Source organism: Streptomyces sp. NPDC002911 (assembly GCF_053591835.1).
This window is the reverse complement of sequence record NZ_JBSFUO010000006.1, coordinates 87,039-102,284: the sequence shown is the minus strand read 5'-3', so window position 1 is coordinate 102,284 and position 15,246 is coordinate 87,039. Positions and strand designations below refer to the sequence as shown.

General features: G+C 69.0%; 14 protein-coding genes. 8 read left to right on the top strand and 6 right to left on the bottom strand.

Annotation, left to right across the window (positions count from 1 at the left end):
- Positions 1–183: 183 nt before the first annotated feature.
- The 3 genes from ACWD04_RS11940 (at position 184) to ACWD04_RS11930 (ending at position 3,568) form a co-directional block, all read left to right on the top strand.
- The gene (locus ACWD04_RS11940) at positions 184–1,041 is read left to right on the top strand and encodes a helix-turn-helix domain-containing protein (protein ID WP_451130748.1); all 858 of its coding nucleotides are present in this window, start codon (positions 184–186) and stop codon (positions 1,039–1,041) included.
- A gap of 194 nt (positions 1,042–1,235) precedes the next feature.
- Complete coding sequence (locus tag ACWD04_RS11935) at positions 1,236–1,442, top strand: DUF397 domain-containing protein (RefSeq protein ID WP_451130746.1); 207 nt, start codon at positions 1,236–1,238, stop codon at positions 1,440–1,442.
- A 542-nt stretch (positions 1,443–1,984) separates the two neighbouring features.
- Positions 1,985–3,568 carry a sodium:solute symporter family protein gene (locus tag ACWD04_RS11930; RefSeq protein ID WP_451130744.1) on the top strand — a complete coding sequence of 528 codons (1,584 nt, stop codon included), beginning with the start codon at positions 1,985–1,987 and terminating at the stop codon, positions 3,566–3,568.
- Between the two features lie 79 nt (positions 3,569–3,647).
- Here the strand turns inward: ACWD04_RS11930 and ACWD04_RS11925 are convergent, their stop codons facing one another.
- A complete protein-coding gene (locus ACWD04_RS11925; protein ID WP_451130742.1) occupies positions 3,648–4,763 on the bottom strand; it encodes an ADP-ribosylglycohydrolase family protein in 1,116 nt (371 codons plus the stop codon).
- Positions 4,764–4,996: 233 nt separating this feature from the next.
- A complete protein-coding gene (locus ACWD04_RS11920; protein ID WP_451130740.1) occupies positions 4,997–5,470 on the bottom strand; it encodes a carboxymuconolactone decarboxylase family protein in 474 nt (157 codons plus the stop codon).
- A 523-nt stretch (positions 5,471–5,993) separates the two neighbouring features.
- On the opposite strand from ACWD04_RS11920, the gene ACWD04_RS11915 reads away from it, so the two are divergent.
- The gene (locus ACWD04_RS11915; RefSeq protein WP_451130738.1) at positions 5,994–6,389 is read left to right on the top strand and encodes a hypothetical protein; all 396 of its coding nucleotides are present in this window, start codon (positions 5,994–5,996) and stop codon (positions 6,387–6,389) included.
- 52 nt (positions 6,390–6,441) lie between these two features.
- Here the strand turns inward: ACWD04_RS11915 and ACWD04_RS11910 are convergent, their stop codons facing one another.
- Positions 6,442–7,548, bottom strand: coding sequence for an alkene reductase (locus ACWD04_RS11910; protein WP_451130736.1), 1,107 nt, complete (start codon positions 7,546–7,548; stop codon positions 6,442–6,444).
- A 59-nt stretch (positions 7,549–7,607) separates the two neighbouring features.
- On the opposite strand from ACWD04_RS11910, the gene ACWD04_RS11905 reads away from it, so the two are divergent.
- Both ACWD04_RS11905 and ACWD04_RS11900 read left to right on the top strand, forming a co-directional pair.
- Entirely contained in the window at positions 7,608–7,991 is a 384-nt protein-coding gene (locus ACWD04_RS11905) for a MerR family transcriptional regulator (protein WP_451130734.1), read from the top strand.
- An 82-nt stretch (positions 7,992–8,073) separates the two neighbouring features.
- Entirely contained in the window at positions 8,074–8,667 is a 594-nt protein-coding gene (locus ACWD04_RS11900; protein WP_451130732.1) for a TetR/AcrR family transcriptional regulator, read from the top strand.
- Between the two features lie 161 nt (positions 8,668–8,828).
- Here the strand turns inward: ACWD04_RS11900 and ACWD04_RS11895 are convergent, their stop codons facing one another.
- On the bottom strand, positions 8,829–9,551 hold the full coding sequence (locus ACWD04_RS11895) for a DUF2306 domain-containing protein (protein ID WP_451130730.1): 723 nt from the start codon (positions 9,549–9,551) through the stop codon (positions 8,829–8,831).
- 395 nt (positions 9,552–9,946) lie between these two features.
- On the opposite strand from ACWD04_RS11895, the gene ACWD04_RS11890 reads away from it, so the two are divergent.
- The gene (locus tag ACWD04_RS11890; protein WP_451130728.1) at positions 9,947–10,873 is read left to right on the top strand and encodes an SDR family oxidoreductase; all 927 of its coding nucleotides are present in this window, start codon (positions 9,947–9,949) and stop codon (positions 10,871–10,873) included.
- An 82-nt stretch (positions 10,874–10,955) separates the two neighbouring features.
- Here the strand turns inward: ACWD04_RS11890 and ACWD04_RS11885 are convergent, their stop codons facing one another.
- The gene (locus tag ACWD04_RS11885; RefSeq protein ID WP_451130726.1) at positions 10,956–13,532 is read right to left on the bottom strand and encodes a bifunctional FO biosynthesis protein CofGH; all 2,577 of its coding nucleotides are present in this window, start codon (positions 13,530–13,532) and stop codon (positions 10,956–10,958) included.
- A 120-nt stretch (positions 13,533–13,652) separates the two neighbouring features.
- Here ACWD04_RS11885 and ACWD04_RS11880 point away from each other — a divergent pair, with 120 nt between their 5' ends.
- Entirely contained in the window at positions 13,653–14,375 is a 723-nt protein-coding gene (locus ACWD04_RS11880; protein ID WP_451131120.1) for an HAD family hydrolase, read from the top strand.
- Positions 14,376–14,398: 23 nt separating this feature from the next.
- Here ACWD04_RS11880 and ACWD04_RS11875 read toward each other — a convergent pair whose 3' ends face one another.
- Entirely contained in the window at positions 14,399–15,139 is a 741-nt protein-coding gene (locus ACWD04_RS11875) for a FadR/GntR family transcriptional regulator (protein WP_451130724.1), read from the bottom strand.
- Positions 15,140–15,246: the final 107 nt, after the last annotated feature.

Below are 15,246 nucleotides of genomic sequence, written 5' to 3'. Positions count from 1 at the left end.
CCCATGACCCGGTCCGGGAGCCGCACCAAGCGCGGGGCAGCCGGATCCACCGGCTGCCCCGCGCCCTTGCGTGCGGTCATTACGTGTCGCCATTTGCCAGCGCGCCCGGGGGCTCGGGTGGCAATCTGCTGAGCAGCAGATACGCACAGCTACAAGAGCTGTATAGCCGGAGGTGCCGTTTCCGTGCCGACCAACGTCAATCCCACCGTCAGGCGACGCCGGTTGGGTCAGGAATTGCGCCGCCTCCGCGAGATCAAGGGCATGACGGCCGAGGAGGTGGCGGAGCGGCTGCTGGTCTCCCAGTCGAAGATCAGCCGCCTGGAGAACGGTCGCCGCTCCATCAGCCAGCGCGACGTCCGCGATCTCTGCGGGGTGTACGAGGTCGAGGACCACCGCATCGTCGACTCGCTGATGCAGATGGCGAAGGACTCCCGCCAGCAGGGCTGGTGGCACGCCTTCGGCGACATCCCGTACAGCGTGTACATCGGGCTGGAAACCGATGCCGAGTCCCTCCGGGTGTACGAACCCCAGGTCGTCCCAGGACTGCTGCAGACCCGGAGTTACGCGGAGGCCCTGATCAACGGCGCACTGCCCGAGGCGCCGCAGTCGGACATCGAGAAGCGGGTGAACGTCCGGGCCCGCCGCCAGGACCGCGTCAACGCTCCCGAGCACCCCCTGCGCCTGTGGGCCGTCATCGACGAGTCCGCGCTGCGCCGGCTCGTCGGCGGCAAGCAGGTCATGATCGAACAGCTCGAGCACCTCGTCGAGCAGTCCAAGCTGCCCCATGTGACCGTGCAGGTGCTGCCCTTCGAGATGGGGGCGCACCCCGGTATCAACGGCCAGTACGCCGTCCTGGAATTCCCCGACGCCGCGGACTCCAGCGTCGTGTACATCGAAGGGGTCACCAGTGATCTCTATCTGGAGAAGGCGAACGACGTACAGCGCTACAGCGTCATGTACGAGCACCTGCGGGCCCAGGCGTTGAACGTGGACCAGACCCGCCAGTTCATCGGCGACATCGCCAAGGGCTACACCCGCTGAATAACTGGATGTAAGTGAGGTGGGGGCGGGAAGATACACCGCCACCACCTCCCAGCGGAAGACCCGCATGGAATATGCCATCCGGTCGAGTGAACGGCCCCACCACTAAGCGATGTTGGCGAGTAGCGTTGATCAAGCCAACAGGAACGACGTAGTTGGTGCCACTCATATCAACTCTCTGAACCGGAGTGAACATGGCTATTCTTCAGGGCGCTACGGAAGACTGGACGAAGTCGTCGTACTCCGGCGGCAACGGGGCGTGCGTCGAAGTGAAGTCGCCCGTCAGGCAGGCCATTGCCGTGCGTGACTCGAAGGCCCCCGAAGGCCCCTCGCTCTCCTTCGTGTCGGGAGCGTGGAACACCTTCGTGCGCGACGTCGCGTCGGGTTCGGTCAACGCCTGACCGGTAGGCCGACTCGCACACGCCACATCACGTCCGGTCGTCGCGCACGACCGCGAGGAGCCCTCTCGACTGGTCCGCCGTCCCGGCCGAGGGGGCTAGGAGCCGCCACCGGACCCGGCGCGACCGATCGACGTACCGCACACCTCACGACCTCAGCACCGACAGCGCGCTCGGCGCCGTCAGTGCGTAGGCATCACGTCGTACAGCCTTCCCCCTTTTCCGGCCGCACGGGACCCGCATCCCGTGCGGTCGTTCTGCACTCTCGAGCCTTCCTGCCTTGCATCGTTCTCTGCACAGCCTGACGAAGTGCCCGCTCATCCTGTGGCCGTGGTCGCGTTCACGACAACGCCCCGCGAGGTCAAGAACGGGTAAAATCGTTCGCCTTACTGATTTGCGTTCACATCCCTGACCGAAAAACCTTGACCGTGAACCCGGACAAGCGGTTCAATCCCCGAAGTCCCCTTTCCCGCACGGGGCCCCGCTGAACGGCCGTACCGACGAAGTGCGTTCCCGTTCACAAGGCGGACCCCTGGAGGGGGCACATGAACAGTCTCGACTGGGCCGTGCTCATCGGATACTTCGGTGTAATGGTCGCGATCGGACTCTGGTCGCACAAGCGCGTGGACAATGTCAGTGACTTCTTCACAGCCGGCGGCAAGATGCCGTGGTGGCTGTCGGGCATCTCGCACCACATGTCCGGTTACAGCGCGGTGATGTTCACCGGCTACGCCGGTATCGCCTATCAGTACGGCGTCACCTCCTTCGTGACCTGGTCGCTGCCGATCGCGATCGGCATCGGCATCGGCGCGAAGCTCTTCGCGCCCCGGCTCAACCGGCTGCGTTCGCGACTGCACGTCGCCTCGCCGCTCGAATACCTCAAGAGCCGCTACAACGTCCCGACCCAGCAGGCCCTGGCCTGGTCCGGTCTGCTGCTGAAGATCGTGGACGTCGGCGCCAAGTGGGCCGCCATCGCCACGCTGCTCTCCGTCTTCACGGGAATCACCCTCACCCAGGGCATCTTCATCACCGGCATCATCACGGCCGTCTACTGCACGGTCGGCGGGCTGTGGGCCGACGCGCTCACCGAGCTCGGCCAGTTCATCATCCAGCTCTTCGCCGGTGTGGCCATGCTGGTGATCGTCATGAGCAAGCTCGGTGGCTTCAGCTCGCTGTGGACGGTCTGGGACAAGCTGCCCGAGGGCCACACGGACCCGACGGCCGGCCCGTACACGGTGACCTTCCTGCTGGCGTATCTCTTCATCAAGACCTTCGAGTACAACGGCGGCATGTGGAACCAGGCCCAGCGCTACATGGCCACGGACTCCGCACGCTCCGCGACCCGTTCGGCCCGGCTGTCCGCCATTCTGTGGCTGGTCTGGCCGGTCGTGCTCTTCTTCCCGATGTGGGTGGCCCCGCTGCTCGTCGAGGCCCAGAAGCCCGACGCCTCGGACAGCTACGCCCTGATGACCGAGCAGCTGATGCCGCACGGTCTGCTGGGTCTGGTCGTCGTCGGCTTCTTCTCGCACACGATGGCCATGTGCTCCTCCGACGCCAACGCCATCGCCGCCGTCTTCACCCGGGACATCGCACCGGTCTTCTCGAAGGCGGCCCGTACCTGGAGCGACCGCAGCGGGCTGATGGCCGCACGCCTGTCGACGCTCGCGTTCCTGGGGCTGTCGATGGCGCTGGCGACACAGATCAACTCGCCGACGTTCAAGGACATCATCTCGGTCGTCATCAAGTGGGTGGCGGGACTGATGGGACCGATCGCGATCCCGTTCATGCTGGGCCTGCTGCGCAGGTTCCGCAGGTCGGGGCCGACGGCGGCACTCACCAGCTGGGCAGCCGGGCTGATCGCGTTCTACCTCACCAACTACAACTTCGACGGTTCGGTGAAGACGGACGTCGCCCTGCAGTACCAGGTGGCCCTGCCGCTGGCGATCTCCCTCGTGCTCTACGTCCTCATCGGGTTCATCAAGCCCGAGGACACCCCGGAGCGCGACGCGCTGATCGATAGGATCAACACGGACGGCGGGGGCCCGGACAGCGAAGCCGCGGCGGCAGACGTTCCCCTGCAGAAGCGCGGCCCGGAGAGCACAGGAGTTCCGGAGGGTGTGAAGGACTGACCGCCCCGCACGCCGGGGCACATCAACGGTGGGCGGGCGCGGCGGCGCCCGCCCGTCTCCGTCCTCCCTGCGCTCCCGCTCAGTCCCGCGGATAGCGGGCCAGCCAGCCCGGGGCGACGGCTGTCGGGCTGTGCAGGGCGGGCCCCTGGGTCATCTCCATCGCGAAGTCGTCGGAGAGTTCCAGGAGGGTCGAGCGTCCCTCCAGTTCCGCCAGCCAGGCCGGAGGCAGTGCCGTCTCGCCGTGCAGCGCCCCGAGGAGGGCACCGCAGACCGCCCCTGTGGCCGCCGACGGGCCGGAGTGGTTCACGGCGAGCCGCAGCCCGTGGCGCACATCCTCGCCGACCAGCGCGCAGTACAGCGCCACGGCGAGAACCTCCTCCGCGGAGTCCGTGTCGCCGAGCGCCTCGATGAGGGCGGGCCCGGGGATCCCCTGACGTACGGAGCCGAGGGCCTGCCGGAGCGCCTCGGTGACCTGCTCGTTGCCCGGGCGTTCGGCGAGCAGGGCGAGAGCGCGCTGGACCGAACCGTCCAGGGTCTCGCCGCGGGCCAGTCCGTGCACCATGACGGCGAGGGCTCCGGCCGCGAGCTGGGCGGTCGCATGACCATGGGTGTGAGCGGCGCACTCCACGGCCAGCTGGAGGACGAGCTGGGGCTCCCAGCCGACGAGCAGCCCGAAGGGCGCGGAGCGGGTGAGCGCAGCCGAGTCCCGCGCCGCGGGGTTCTTGGGCACGGCGAGCGTGCCCATGGTGGCGTCACCGAAGCCGACCAGGCACTCCCGGGTGGGTGCGCGGCGGGTGTACAGCCACTCCTCCCTGGCCAGCCAGCCGTTGTCCTTACGGCGTTCGTCGGGTCCCCAAGCGCTCTGGGTGGCCGCCCAGCGCAGATGGGCACGGTGTACGTCGGTGGGCGGATGCCAGGCGCCGGTGTCCCTGCGGACCTGGGCCCGGATCAGACCGTCGACGGTGAAGAGGGTGAGCTGGGTGACGGCGGTGACAGCGCCCCGTCTGCCGCGTACGGGGATGAAGTCGGCCACCCCGTCCACGCCGTGGGCCGCGCGTATCGCCTCCAGGGTGAGCCCGGAGACAGCGGCCCCGAGGGCGTCCCCGATGGCGCCGCCGAGCAGGGCTCCCCGTACCCGGCCGCGGAAGTCCTGCTGCTGGGCACGGCCCCAGACAGCTGTGGTCCCTGTGCTCACCGTGCCCCTTCCGTCCGGCCTGCCGTCTGCGACTGCGCAAGCACTGTAATCGAACGGGACGGGGCGTCTCAGGGCCGGAACAGTATGTACGGACTGGTACGCGAGAGCACTTGTGCGCGGCATTCCTCATGGTTTCCGGCCCCGCTTCTCGGCCACGTTCCGTGGACGCCCCCGAACCGCGTCCGGTGCTCCTGCTGGCCGGGGTGACCGCCCCCCGGCCAGCAGGAGGCAGGTCAGCCGAACATGCCGGGTCGGTAGTCGCCCGCCGGCTGCTGGACGATGACGTTGAGACGGTTGTACGCGTTGATGACGGCGATCAGGGCCACCAGGGCGACGAGCTGGTCCTCGTCGTAGCAGGCGGCGGCGTTCGCCCACACCTCGTCCGGCACACCGCCGGAGGCATCCGCGATGCGGGTGCCCTGTTCCGTCAGCTCGAGGGCGGCGCGCTCGGCGTCGGTGAAGACGGTCGCCTCGCGCCACACCGCGATGAGATGGAGCCGGAGCGCGGTCTCCCCCGCCTCCGCGGCGTCCTTGGTGTGCATGTCGAGGCAGAATCCGCAGCCGTTGATCTGGCTGGCGCGGATCTTGACCAGTTCCTGCGTCGTGGAGGGCAGACCCGAGTCGGTGACCGCCTTCCCGGCCGAGTTGATGTGCCTCAGGAAGCCGGCGGCGGCCTTGCTGTCGAAGAGGTTGAGGCGAGCGTTCATCGTGCGCTTCCATTCCGTTGCCTGGTGCGAGGTGACACCCCCTCGACGGAACGGGCCGGGTGGGATGTGACACGGGTGCGTGTGATCCACGCCTCTCGGCCCATCGTTCTCGACGATGCCCCTCCCGCGCCGGTCGAGCGTTGCCCCGGTGGATACGTCGGCGCCTCCGAATGGGAGACCTTGCTGTCGAGTGCCCTCCTTCCTCACCGCATGGCTCGCCGTGGAGATCGCCGCCCCGATGCCGGGCGAGACGGTCGTGGTGTCCGCGGCGGTCCGACCACCCGTGCCCCGCGCTCCCGTGCGAGCCGTCCCGCGACCGAACCGACCGCGCCGGCGGGCCGGAGAAGTGCCGCTACGTCGTCGACTGACTCGGCTTCGACGCCTGCGTCGACCGGCACGCCCCCCGGTGACGCGACCTGCTGGATGCGGCCACCCCCGACGGTATCGACGCGGACAGCGAACTCGCGGGCGGAGAGATCCTCGACCACGTCCTCAGCAGGATCACCACCGGGCGCGCATCGCGATGTGCGGGAAGATCGCCGACTACAGTGCCGACCCCGCGCAGCGCCACGGCCCGCGCAATCCGGTGGAGCTGGTCGAACAGCGCGCCACCGCCCGGGGCTTCCTCGTCACCGGCCATGCCGACCGCTTCGACGAGATCACCTCGCAACTGGCCGCCCGGGTCGCCGACGGCAGGGTCCGCCACACCCAGGTGAGTCCGGAGGGGCTGGAACACGCTCCGGTGGCGCTCGACCGGATCTTCCGGGGCGACAACCTGGGCAAGGTGATCGTCCGAGTGGCTCCGCACCAGGAATTCCCAGGCGTTGCCCGACGGTGGGCCGTGCTCGGCCCGGTCACCATGGCCGGACCGGGCACGCGGGGCCGAAGCGCGCGGCGGACGATGAGTCAGCGCTTGTGAGGCCGTCCGGGAGCACCGAGCTCCCGGACTCCCGGCAGGCACCCCCGGCCTTTCACGCGTCGGCCGGCAGGGCCGGATAGTCCGTGTAGCCCGTGTCGCCGCCGACGTACATCATGTATGCGTCCCGGACCTGGTTCACCGGAGCGCCCGTGCGCATCCGCCGGATCAGGTCGGGGTTGGCGAGGAACGGGCGGCCGAGCGCGATCACGTCGGCCCCTGCGGCCAGCAGCCGCTCGCCCTGGGCGATGCCGCCGTCGTCCGGGATGCGGTCCTTCGGCAGCACGGGGTTGGCGATCAGGGTCCCGGGCCAGTCCTTCCGGATGCGCTGGAAGACGCGGTCCTCCGGGTCGGCGTATCCCACGTGCAGATAGGCCGGACCGCTCCCCGCCAGGGCCCTGAGGAGCGCCGGATAGATCTCCTCGGTGTCGCCCTCCTTGATGCCGTTGACCGTGTTCCACGGCGAGACGCGCAGACCGACCCGCTCGGGACCGATCTCCGCCGCCACGGCCTCGACCACCTCCACGACGAAGCGGATGCGGTGGGCCACGGGTCCGCCGTAGGCGTCGGTCCGCCGGTTGGTCCCCTGGGCCAGGAACTGGTGGAGGAGGTAACCGTTGGCGCTGTGCACCTCGACTCCCTCGAATCCCGCCTCGATCGCGTTTCGGGCCGCGGAGGCGAAGTCCGCCACGGTGGTGCTGATGTCCTCCACGGTCATCTCGCGGGGGATGACCGAGGGCACGCGTCCGGCCGGGGTGTGGATCGTCTCCGGCAGTGCGATCGGCGAGGGAGCGACGGGCGTCAGTCCGCTGGTGTCGGGATGGCCGGCGCGCCCGCCGTGCTGGATCTGGAGGAACATCTGCCCGCCCTCCGCACGGACCGCGTCGGTGACCCTGCGCCATCCGGCGACATGGGCCGGGCTGTGGATCGCCGTGATGTTCGGGTACGTCTGACCCACCGCGTTCGGCGTGGACGCCTCGGCGATGATCAGCCCCGCCGAGGCGCGCTGGGCGTAGTAGGTGGCCATGCGCGGGGTCGGGACGCCGTCGGCGGTGGCACGGTTCCGGGTCAGCGGTGCCATCACGAGGCGGTGGGGAAGGGTGAGGGGGCCGAGGGCGACGGCCTCGAAGAGCTTCTGGGAGGAAGTGGCTGCGTTCGTCATGCCGGAACGGTAAGAATTGACACTGGTGTCAGGTTCAAGTCCCGGAGGCGAGGAATTCGATGCGGATCGGCGAGCTGGCCCGGCGTACGGGCGTGAGCGAGCGCTCCCTGCGCTATTACGAGACCCAAGAACTGCTGACGGCCGACCGTACCCCCGGCGGCCACCGCGACTACCCCGAGGGCGCGGTCGACCGTGTGATCCGCATCCAGGAGTTCTACGCGGCCGGGCTGTGCAGCTCCAAGATCGCCGACCTGCTGCCCTGTGTACGGGACGCGGACGGCGGCCCCTCCGAGATCGCCACCCCGCGTCTGGTCAGCGACCTGTCCGTGGAGCGCGACCGTATCGACCGGAAGATCGACGAGCTGCGTCGCTCCCGGGAGGTACTGGACGAGGTGATCGCCACGGCGGCGGGCGGTACCGCTGGCGGCACACGCCCGGTCTGACCGCCACGACATCTGTGCTTCCTGTGCTGGTGCCGGTTCCGCCCGGGTACTGGGGTATGACACCGATTGCTAGCTTGGGCGGATGGATTCCGAGCGGGTGGCGCGCAGTACCTATCACCATGGTGCACTTCGGCAAGCGCTGATCGATGGCGCCAGGGACATTCTGGCCGAGCGGGGGCATGAACACTTCAGTCTCAACGAAGTGGCGCGCCGGGCAGGCGTGAGCACTTCCGCGCCCTATCGCCATTTCGACAACCGGGACGAACTGCTGGCGGCGGTGGCTGCCGACGGTTACGCAACGCTGCACCGGTGCCTCGAAGAGGCAGCGCTCGTTGCCGGCAGTCCGGATGAGCGGTTGCTACGGCTGGGTGGGGCGTATGTGCGGTTCGCGCAGGAGCATCCAGGACTGTTCGTGACGATGTTCCGCCGACCAGGGAAGGCTCCGGACACGGTTGGAATCCAGGCTTATGAGGTTCTTCGACACGCCGTGGTGGAGGCCCAACAGGCGGATCTGCTCTCCTCCGTCCCGTCGGCGGAACTGCTGACGAGGTCCATCTGGGCCACCGTGCACGGGCTTTCCGTCCTGAGTCTGCGGCAGCTCTCCGAGCAATTCGACATGAATGGATCACCGGAGGAACTCGCCGCCGATACGCTGTCAGCGCTGCTGAACCTCTGATTTTTGGGGAAGCACCCCGGCACCCCCTATGGCCGTCGCTCGTCCTGCCGACGGTGAGGCGGGGCACGTGCAGTCGGATTCTCCAGGATGGCGGCGAGAAGTGATCCGCCGGTCATTGCTGATGGGGCCGGCGAATCACCGGCTCGCACTTCTGACGTCCGTCAGCCGGCTGTCACTGTGGAACCCTTCCCGGAACTACGTGCTGTTCCCTGCGCTCCCGTGCTGTTGGCGGATGTGCGCGTTCTGGGGGCGGGTTCGGTCGTGAGGTGGAGGGCGGGCAGGCCGCGACGGCGGATCATGAACTCGGCAACGACAAGGTTGGGCAGCCAGCACAGGAAGCCCAGCGGCAGGTAGGCGTTGTCCATGATGGTTTCGACCGAGTCGCCGCTGTCCATGAACGGGAGCTGAACCCCGGTCAGTACGCCGTACCAGAGACGCAGTGTCACCGCGGCGTAGGTGAGTGCGAAATTTCTGATCACCCAGGCCTGGTGGCTACGGATGTCGCGGGCACGAATCGTTTTGTAGGCCTGCCAGGCCGTCCATCCCCACAGCACGGAAAGTGAGCCGAAACCGAAGAATCCCACCATGCCGGCCGTGTTGAACACCGACATGACGAGGCCTGACAGGGACCCGAGTGCAACGCCCACCAGATAAACTCGCCCGATCCACCGGTGCAACGCCCGGCGACGGACGCGGATACGTCGCGAGAACTGCCACGGACCGAGTGCCAGCGCCAACCCGGCGGAGATGATGTGCACGTAGAACGTCAGCTGCACCGGCAAAGGCTTGTCGGCGTAGCCGTTGGCCAGCCCGACTTCGTTCCGGCTCAGCTCGTCCAGCGTGCCCTGCGTGTACTGGCCGGAAAAGTAGGCGGCGATCGCCACCGAGGAGAAGGCGATCCACGCCCAGCTCCGCCGCCCCCGGGGCCTCTTGCCACGTGGCGGGTCGACTTCAGCGGGTGATGCGACGGCGACCATACGAACTCCCAGCACTCTTGGGTGCCACTCACAATGTGACTGCTTCTAACATACAGCAATGTGAGAAGTAGTCACATTGGATCCATGGGACGTCCGGCGCCGGACGCCCCCCAGCGGCCGTCGCCGCGCATCGCCTCCGGCCGGGGTGCTTCTGCGTCCGCCGCGAACCGGATGAAGGAACCGGGTGAAGAAATACGACACATGGTGTCGGGTATCACGTCGAGCATGGTTTCACCGGTCGCCACCGATGACATACGTGGGTGAACCGGGACGCACAGACAGACAAGACCTCAAGGGGATTCATGTCCGACACATCGACACCGGCACTCCACGGAAAGATCGCGCTGGTCGCGGGCGCCACCCGGGGCGCGGGCCGCGGCATCGCGGTCCAGCTCGGTGCGGCAGGCGCGACCGTCTACGTCACCGGCCGCACGACCCGTGAGCAGCGCTCGGAGTACGACAGGCCCGAGACGATCGAGGAGACCGCGGAGCTCGTCACCGCCGCGGGCGGAACCGGCATCGCGGTGCCGACCGACCACCTGGTGCCGGAACAGGTCCGCACGCTGGCCGAGCGCATCGATGCCGAGCAGGGGCGGCTCGACGTGCTCATCAACGACATCTGGGGCGGCGACCGGCTCTTCGCGTTCGACAAGCCGGTGTGGGAACACGACCTCGACGACGGACTGCGGCTGCTCCGGCTGGGCGTGGAGACGCACGCGATCACCAGCCACTTCACGCTGCCGCTGCTGGTGCGCCGGCCGGGCGGGCTCGTGGTCGAGATGACCGACGGGACATCCGCGTACAACGGAGCGAACTATCGCAACTCCTACTTCTACGACCTGGTCAAGAACAGCGTGCTGCGCACGGCGTTCGTGCTCGCGCACGAGCTGAAGCCGCACGGCGGGACGGCGGTGGCGCTCACCCCGGGCTGGCTCCGCTCGGAGATGATGCTCGACACCTTCGGCGTGGCCGAGGAGAACTGGCGCGATGCGCTGACCGAAGTGCCGCACTTCTGCATCTCGGAGAGCCCGACGTACGTCGGCCGCGCGGTCGCCGCTCTGGCCGGTGACGCCGGCCTCCCGCGCTGGAACGGCCAGTCGTTGTCCAGCGGGCAGCTCGCCCAGGAGTACGGCTTCACCGACCTCGACGGATCCCGCCCCGACTGCTGGCGCTACTTGGTCGAGGTCGACGACGCCGGCAAGCCGGCCGACGCGACGGGGTACCGGTGACGGACCCCGCGCGCCGGCCGGGAAGGCCCCGGCCTGGGGGTCTCTCGTCTGAATCAGCCCGGCGTGATCCACACGGAAGGCCCTAACCCTCCAGTACCGGCAGCAGCTCCGGCAGGTGGCCGTCCGAGGCCGTCGCGGCCGTGACGCGTTCCTCCGGGACCTCGCCGTACAGCGTCGTGCGCGGCTTCGCCGGGCGGCCCGCCAGGTCGGCGATGGCGACGAGGTCCTGGACCGAGCGGTACGAGCCGTAACTCGAGCCCGCCATCCGGGAGATGGTCTCTTCCATGAGGGTCCCGCCGAGGTCGTTGGCTCCTGAGCGCAGCATCTCCGCCGCGCCTTCCGCGCCGAGCTTCACCCAGCTGGTCTGGATGTTGGTGATGTGCGGGTGGAGCAGGAGACGGGCCATCGCGGTGACGGCCCGGTTGTCACGGTCGGTGGGGCCGGGGCGGGCGATGCCCGCCAGGTAGACCGGGGCGTTGGTGTGGATGAAGGGCAGGGTGACGAACTCCGTGAAGCCGCCGGTCTCCTGCTGGAGGCGGGCCAGCGTCCTGAAGTGGCCGAGCCAGTGCCGGGGCTGGTCCACATGCCCGTACATCATGGTGGACGAGGAGCGCAGGCCCGTCTCGTGCGCCGTTTTGATGACCTCCAGCCAGGTGGCGGTCGGCAGCTTGCCCTTGGTGAGGATCCAGCGGACCTCGTCGTCCAGGATCTCCGCGGCGGTGCCGGGGATCGAGTCGAGCCCGGCGTCCTTGGCGGCGGTCAGCCAGTCGCGGATCGACATGCCGGTGCGGGTCGCGCCGTTGACGACCTCCATCGGTGAGAAGGCGTGGACGTGCATGCCGGGGACGCGTTCCTTCACCGCCCGCGCGATGTCGAAGTACGCGGTGCCGGGCAGGTCCGGGTGGATACCGCCCTGCATGCAGACCTCGACGGCGCCGACGTCCCAGGCCTGGGCCGCACGGTCGGCGACCTGGTCCAGGGAGAGGGTGTAGGCGTCGGCGTCCGTACGCCGCTGGGCGAAGGCGCAGAAACGGCAGCCGGTGTAGCAGACGTTGGTGAAGTTGATGTTCCTGGTGACGATGTAGGTGACGTCGTCACCGACCACGTCACGGCGCAGGGTGTCCGCGATCCGGCAGAGCTCGTCCAGCGCCGGTCCGTCCGCGTGGAGCAGGGCGAGGGCCTGCTCGTCGGTGAGCTTCGTGGGGTCGTCGGCGGCCTGGCTCAGGGCCTGGCGTACGTCGGTGTCGACGCGGGACGGAACCATGCCGGGGGCGGCTGCCTCGCGCAGCGCCTCCCAGTCGCCGTACACCGCGTCGAAGTCGTCGCGCCGGTCGCCGGTGCGGCCCTCGGTGTCGATGGTGCGGTGCAGGTCGGTGCGGCCGGAGGCGTTGAAGCCCTCGTCGGGCTCCTGCCAGGGCAGTCCGGCCGGGATCGCGCCCTCCTTCGCGAGGCCCGTCTCCGGGTCGGCGAGCGCCCGCACGTGAGGAAGGAGACGCGGGTCGAGCCAGGGCTCGCCGCGCTGGATGAACTCCGGGTAGATGGTGAGGCGTTCACGCAGCTGGAAGCCGGACTCGGCGGTGCGGGCCGCGAGCTCGTCGATATGCGGCCAGGGGCGCTCGGGGTTCACGTGGTCCGGGGTGAGGGGCGAGACCCCGCCCCAGTCGTCGATGCCCGCGCCGATCAGCAGGGCGTACTCGGCGTCGACGAGATTCGGCGGGGCCTGGATGCGGGCCGAGGGGCCGAGGATGTGGCGGGCGACGGCGATCGCGGCGGCCAGCTCCTCCAGTTCGGCATCCGGCATCCCGCGCATCGCGGTGTCCGGCTTGGCGCGGAAGTTCTGGACGATGACTTCCTGGATGCCGTGATAGGCGCGGGCCGTCTTGCGCAGCTCGAAGAGGGAGTCGGCACGCTCCTCGTACGACTCGCCGATGCCGATCAGGATGCCCGTGGTGAACGGCACACTGGACCGGCCCGCGTCCTCCAGTACCCGCAGCCGGACGGCCGGTTCCTTGTCCGGGGACCCGTAGTGCGGGCCGCCCTTCTCCGACCACAGCCGGGTCGCCGTCGTCTCCAGCATCATGCCCATGGACGGGGCGACGGGTTTCAGCCTCTGCACATCCGTCCACGTCATCACACCGGGGTTCAGGTGCGGCAGCAGCCCCGTCTCCTCCAGTACCCGGACCGCCATGGCGCGTACGTACGCCAGGGTGTCGTCGTAGCCCTCGGCCTCCAGCCACTCCCGCGCCTCGGGCCAGCGGTCCTCGGGACGGTCGCCGAGCGTGAACAGGGCTTCCTTGCAGCCTAGTTCGGCGCCCTTGCGGGCGATGTCGAGGATCTCGTCCGGCGACAGGAACATTCCGTGGCCCGCACGCTTGAGCTTCCCGGGCACGGTGACGAAGGTGCAGTAGTGGCAGGTATCACGGCAGAGCCGGGTCAGCGGGATGAAGACCTTACGGGAGTACGTGATCACTCCCGGCCGGCCCGCGGCATCAAGACCCGCGTCCCGGACCCGGGCGGCGGACGCGGTGAGATCGGTCAGGTCCTCCCCCCGCGCCTGGAGCAGGACGGCGGCCTCGGCGACGTCGAGGGCGACACCGTCGCGGGCTCGCCGGAGGGCGCGCCGCATGGCGTTGGTCGTGGGGCGCTGAGGATCGGTCATGATCCGAGCATACGAGCGCGGGCATGCTTACGGACCGAAGCCTCTTCCCGGCGTAACCGCCCCTCACACACTGGCGCCTTGGTCGTTATGTCCCGCTTGCCCCGTAAGCTCGGATAGGTGATGGAAACGATCGTCTTCGACATCGGAGAAACCCTCGTCCGCGACGACCGGCACTGGGCCTCGTGGGCCAACTGGCTCGGCGTCCCGCCGCACACGGTCAGCGCGCTGGTCGGCGCCGCCGTCGTGCAGGGCCGCGACGGCGCCGACGCGCTGCGCATCCTGCGCCCCGGCATGGACGCCGGCGAGGCCTGCCACGCCCGTGCGGCAGCCGGGCGCGGCGAGCACCTGGACGAGACGGACCTCTACCCCGACGTGCGCCCCGCCCTGGCCGAACTGCGCGCGCTCGGGCTGCGGGTCGTCGTCGCGGGCGACCGGACGGCCCGGGCCGGAGAGCTACTGCGGGCCCTGGACCTGCCGGCCGATCTGGTCGTCACCTCGGAGGAGTGGGGCGTCTCCAAACCGGACCGGGAGTTCTTCACCCGCGTACTGGAGGTGTCGGGCGCGTCAGCGGAGGCCACCCTGTACGTGGGCGACCATCCCGCCGACGACCTCTTCCCCGCGAAGTCCTCAGGGCTGCGGGCGGCCCACATCCGCCGTGGACCGTACGGTCATTGGTGGGCGGACCACCCGGACGTCGTGGAGACGGCGGACTGGCGCATCAACGCCCTGACCGAACTGCCGGCACTGCTGGGCGGAGCCGGGCGGCGGAAGACGCTCACCGGCCTTCCGGGACAGCACTCCCTTCCCGAGCAGTCCGTCGCGTGCGAGCAGCCGCGGGCCTGAACCTCCCGGAACTCCCGACGCCCCTACTCGTCGCTTCCGCTCAGCGACATCCTCAGCCGGTCGCTCGCGAGCCTCATGTGCTCGGCCATCGCCGCGTCCGCGCCCTCCGGGTCCCCCGCCCGGATCGCGTCGAGCACGGCCCCGTGCTCGTGCAGCGTCCCGCTGACCGTGCCCGCGATGTCTCCCGCCCGCTCCATCCACACCTGGAGCAGCGCCCGGATGGAGTGCAGGATGTCGCTGAGCACCGTGTTGCGCGCGATGTTCGCGGTCTCCAGGTGGAAGGCGATATCGGCGTCGATGAACGCCTTGACGTCCGTCCCCGCCTCCCGCATCCGCTCCAGGTGCGACTCCAGCCGCTCGACGTCCTCCTGGGACGCCCGGTCCGCGGCCAGCCGCGCCGACATGCCCTCCATGAAGGTGCGGACCTCGACCAGGTCCTGCGTACGGCGCTGACCGAGCATCAGGCCCCAGTTGATGGCCCGCGGCAGGAACTCCGAGGTTCCTTCACGGACGTACGAGCCCGAGCCCGGCCTGATCTCGATGATGCCCAGGACGTCCAGGGCGGACAGTGCCCCGCGCACGCTGGAGCGCGCGACGCCGAGGGCGTCGGCGAGCTGGCGCTCGGCGGGCAGGCGCGTACCCGGCTTGAGGTTTCCCTCGGACAAGTGATCAAGGAGCCTCTTGGCCACCTCACTGACCGAGGACTCCCGTACGACGGGGCGCAGAAGTGACGTGAAATCGGGCGCTTCGGGCTGCGTGGACACGCTGACCAGTACATCAGACAGGGCGGTGGAAGCCCGGAGCGGGCGGACGATAACGCGCTCATCGACCCAGGAGAAGAGCTCAGAGGAGCGACCTACGTCACTTTGGT

Excerpts from the sequence above, each read along its gene's own strand:
- ACWD04_RS11935 (WP_451130746.1), top strand. The coding sequence starts at position 1,236 with ATGGCTATTCTTCAGGGCGCTACGGAAGACTGGACGAAGTCGTCGTAC.
- ACWD04_RS11930 (WP_451130744.1), top strand. The coding sequence starts at position 1,985 with ATGAACAGTCTCGACTGGGCCGTGCTCATCGGATACTTCGGTGTAATG.
- ACWD04_RS11920 (WP_451130740.1), bottom strand. The coding sequence starts at position 5,470 with ATGAACGCTCGCCTCAACCTCTTCGACAGCAAGGCCGCCGCCGGCTTC.
- ACWD04_RS11915 (WP_451130738.1), top strand. The coding sequence starts at position 5,994 with ATGTGCGGGAAGATCGCCGACTACAGTGCCGACCCCGCGCAGCGCCAC.
- ACWD04_RS11910 (WP_451130736.1), bottom strand. The coding sequence starts at position 7,548 with ATGACGAACGCAGCCACTTCCTCCCAGAAGCTCTTCGAGGCCGTCGCC.
- ACWD04_RS11905 (WP_451130734.1), top strand. The coding sequence starts at position 7,608 with ATGCGGATCGGCGAGCTGGCCCGGCGTACGGGCGTGAGCGAGCGCTCC.
- ACWD04_RS11900 (WP_451130732.1), top strand. The coding sequence starts at position 8,074 with ATGGATTCCGAGCGGGTGGCGCGCAGTACCTATCACCATGGTGCACTT.
- ACWD04_RS11890 (WP_451130728.1), top strand. The coding sequence starts at position 9,947 with ATGTCCGACACATCGACACCGGCACTCCACGGAAAGATCGCGCTGGTC.
- ACWD04_RS11885 (WP_451130726.1), bottom strand. The coding sequence starts at position 13,532 with ATGACCGATCCTCAGCGCCCCACGACCAACGCCATGCGGCGCGCCCTC.
- ACWD04_RS11880 (WP_451131120.1), top strand. The coding sequence starts at position 13,653 with ATGGAAACGATCGTCTTCGACATCGGAGAAACCCTCGTCCGCGACGAC.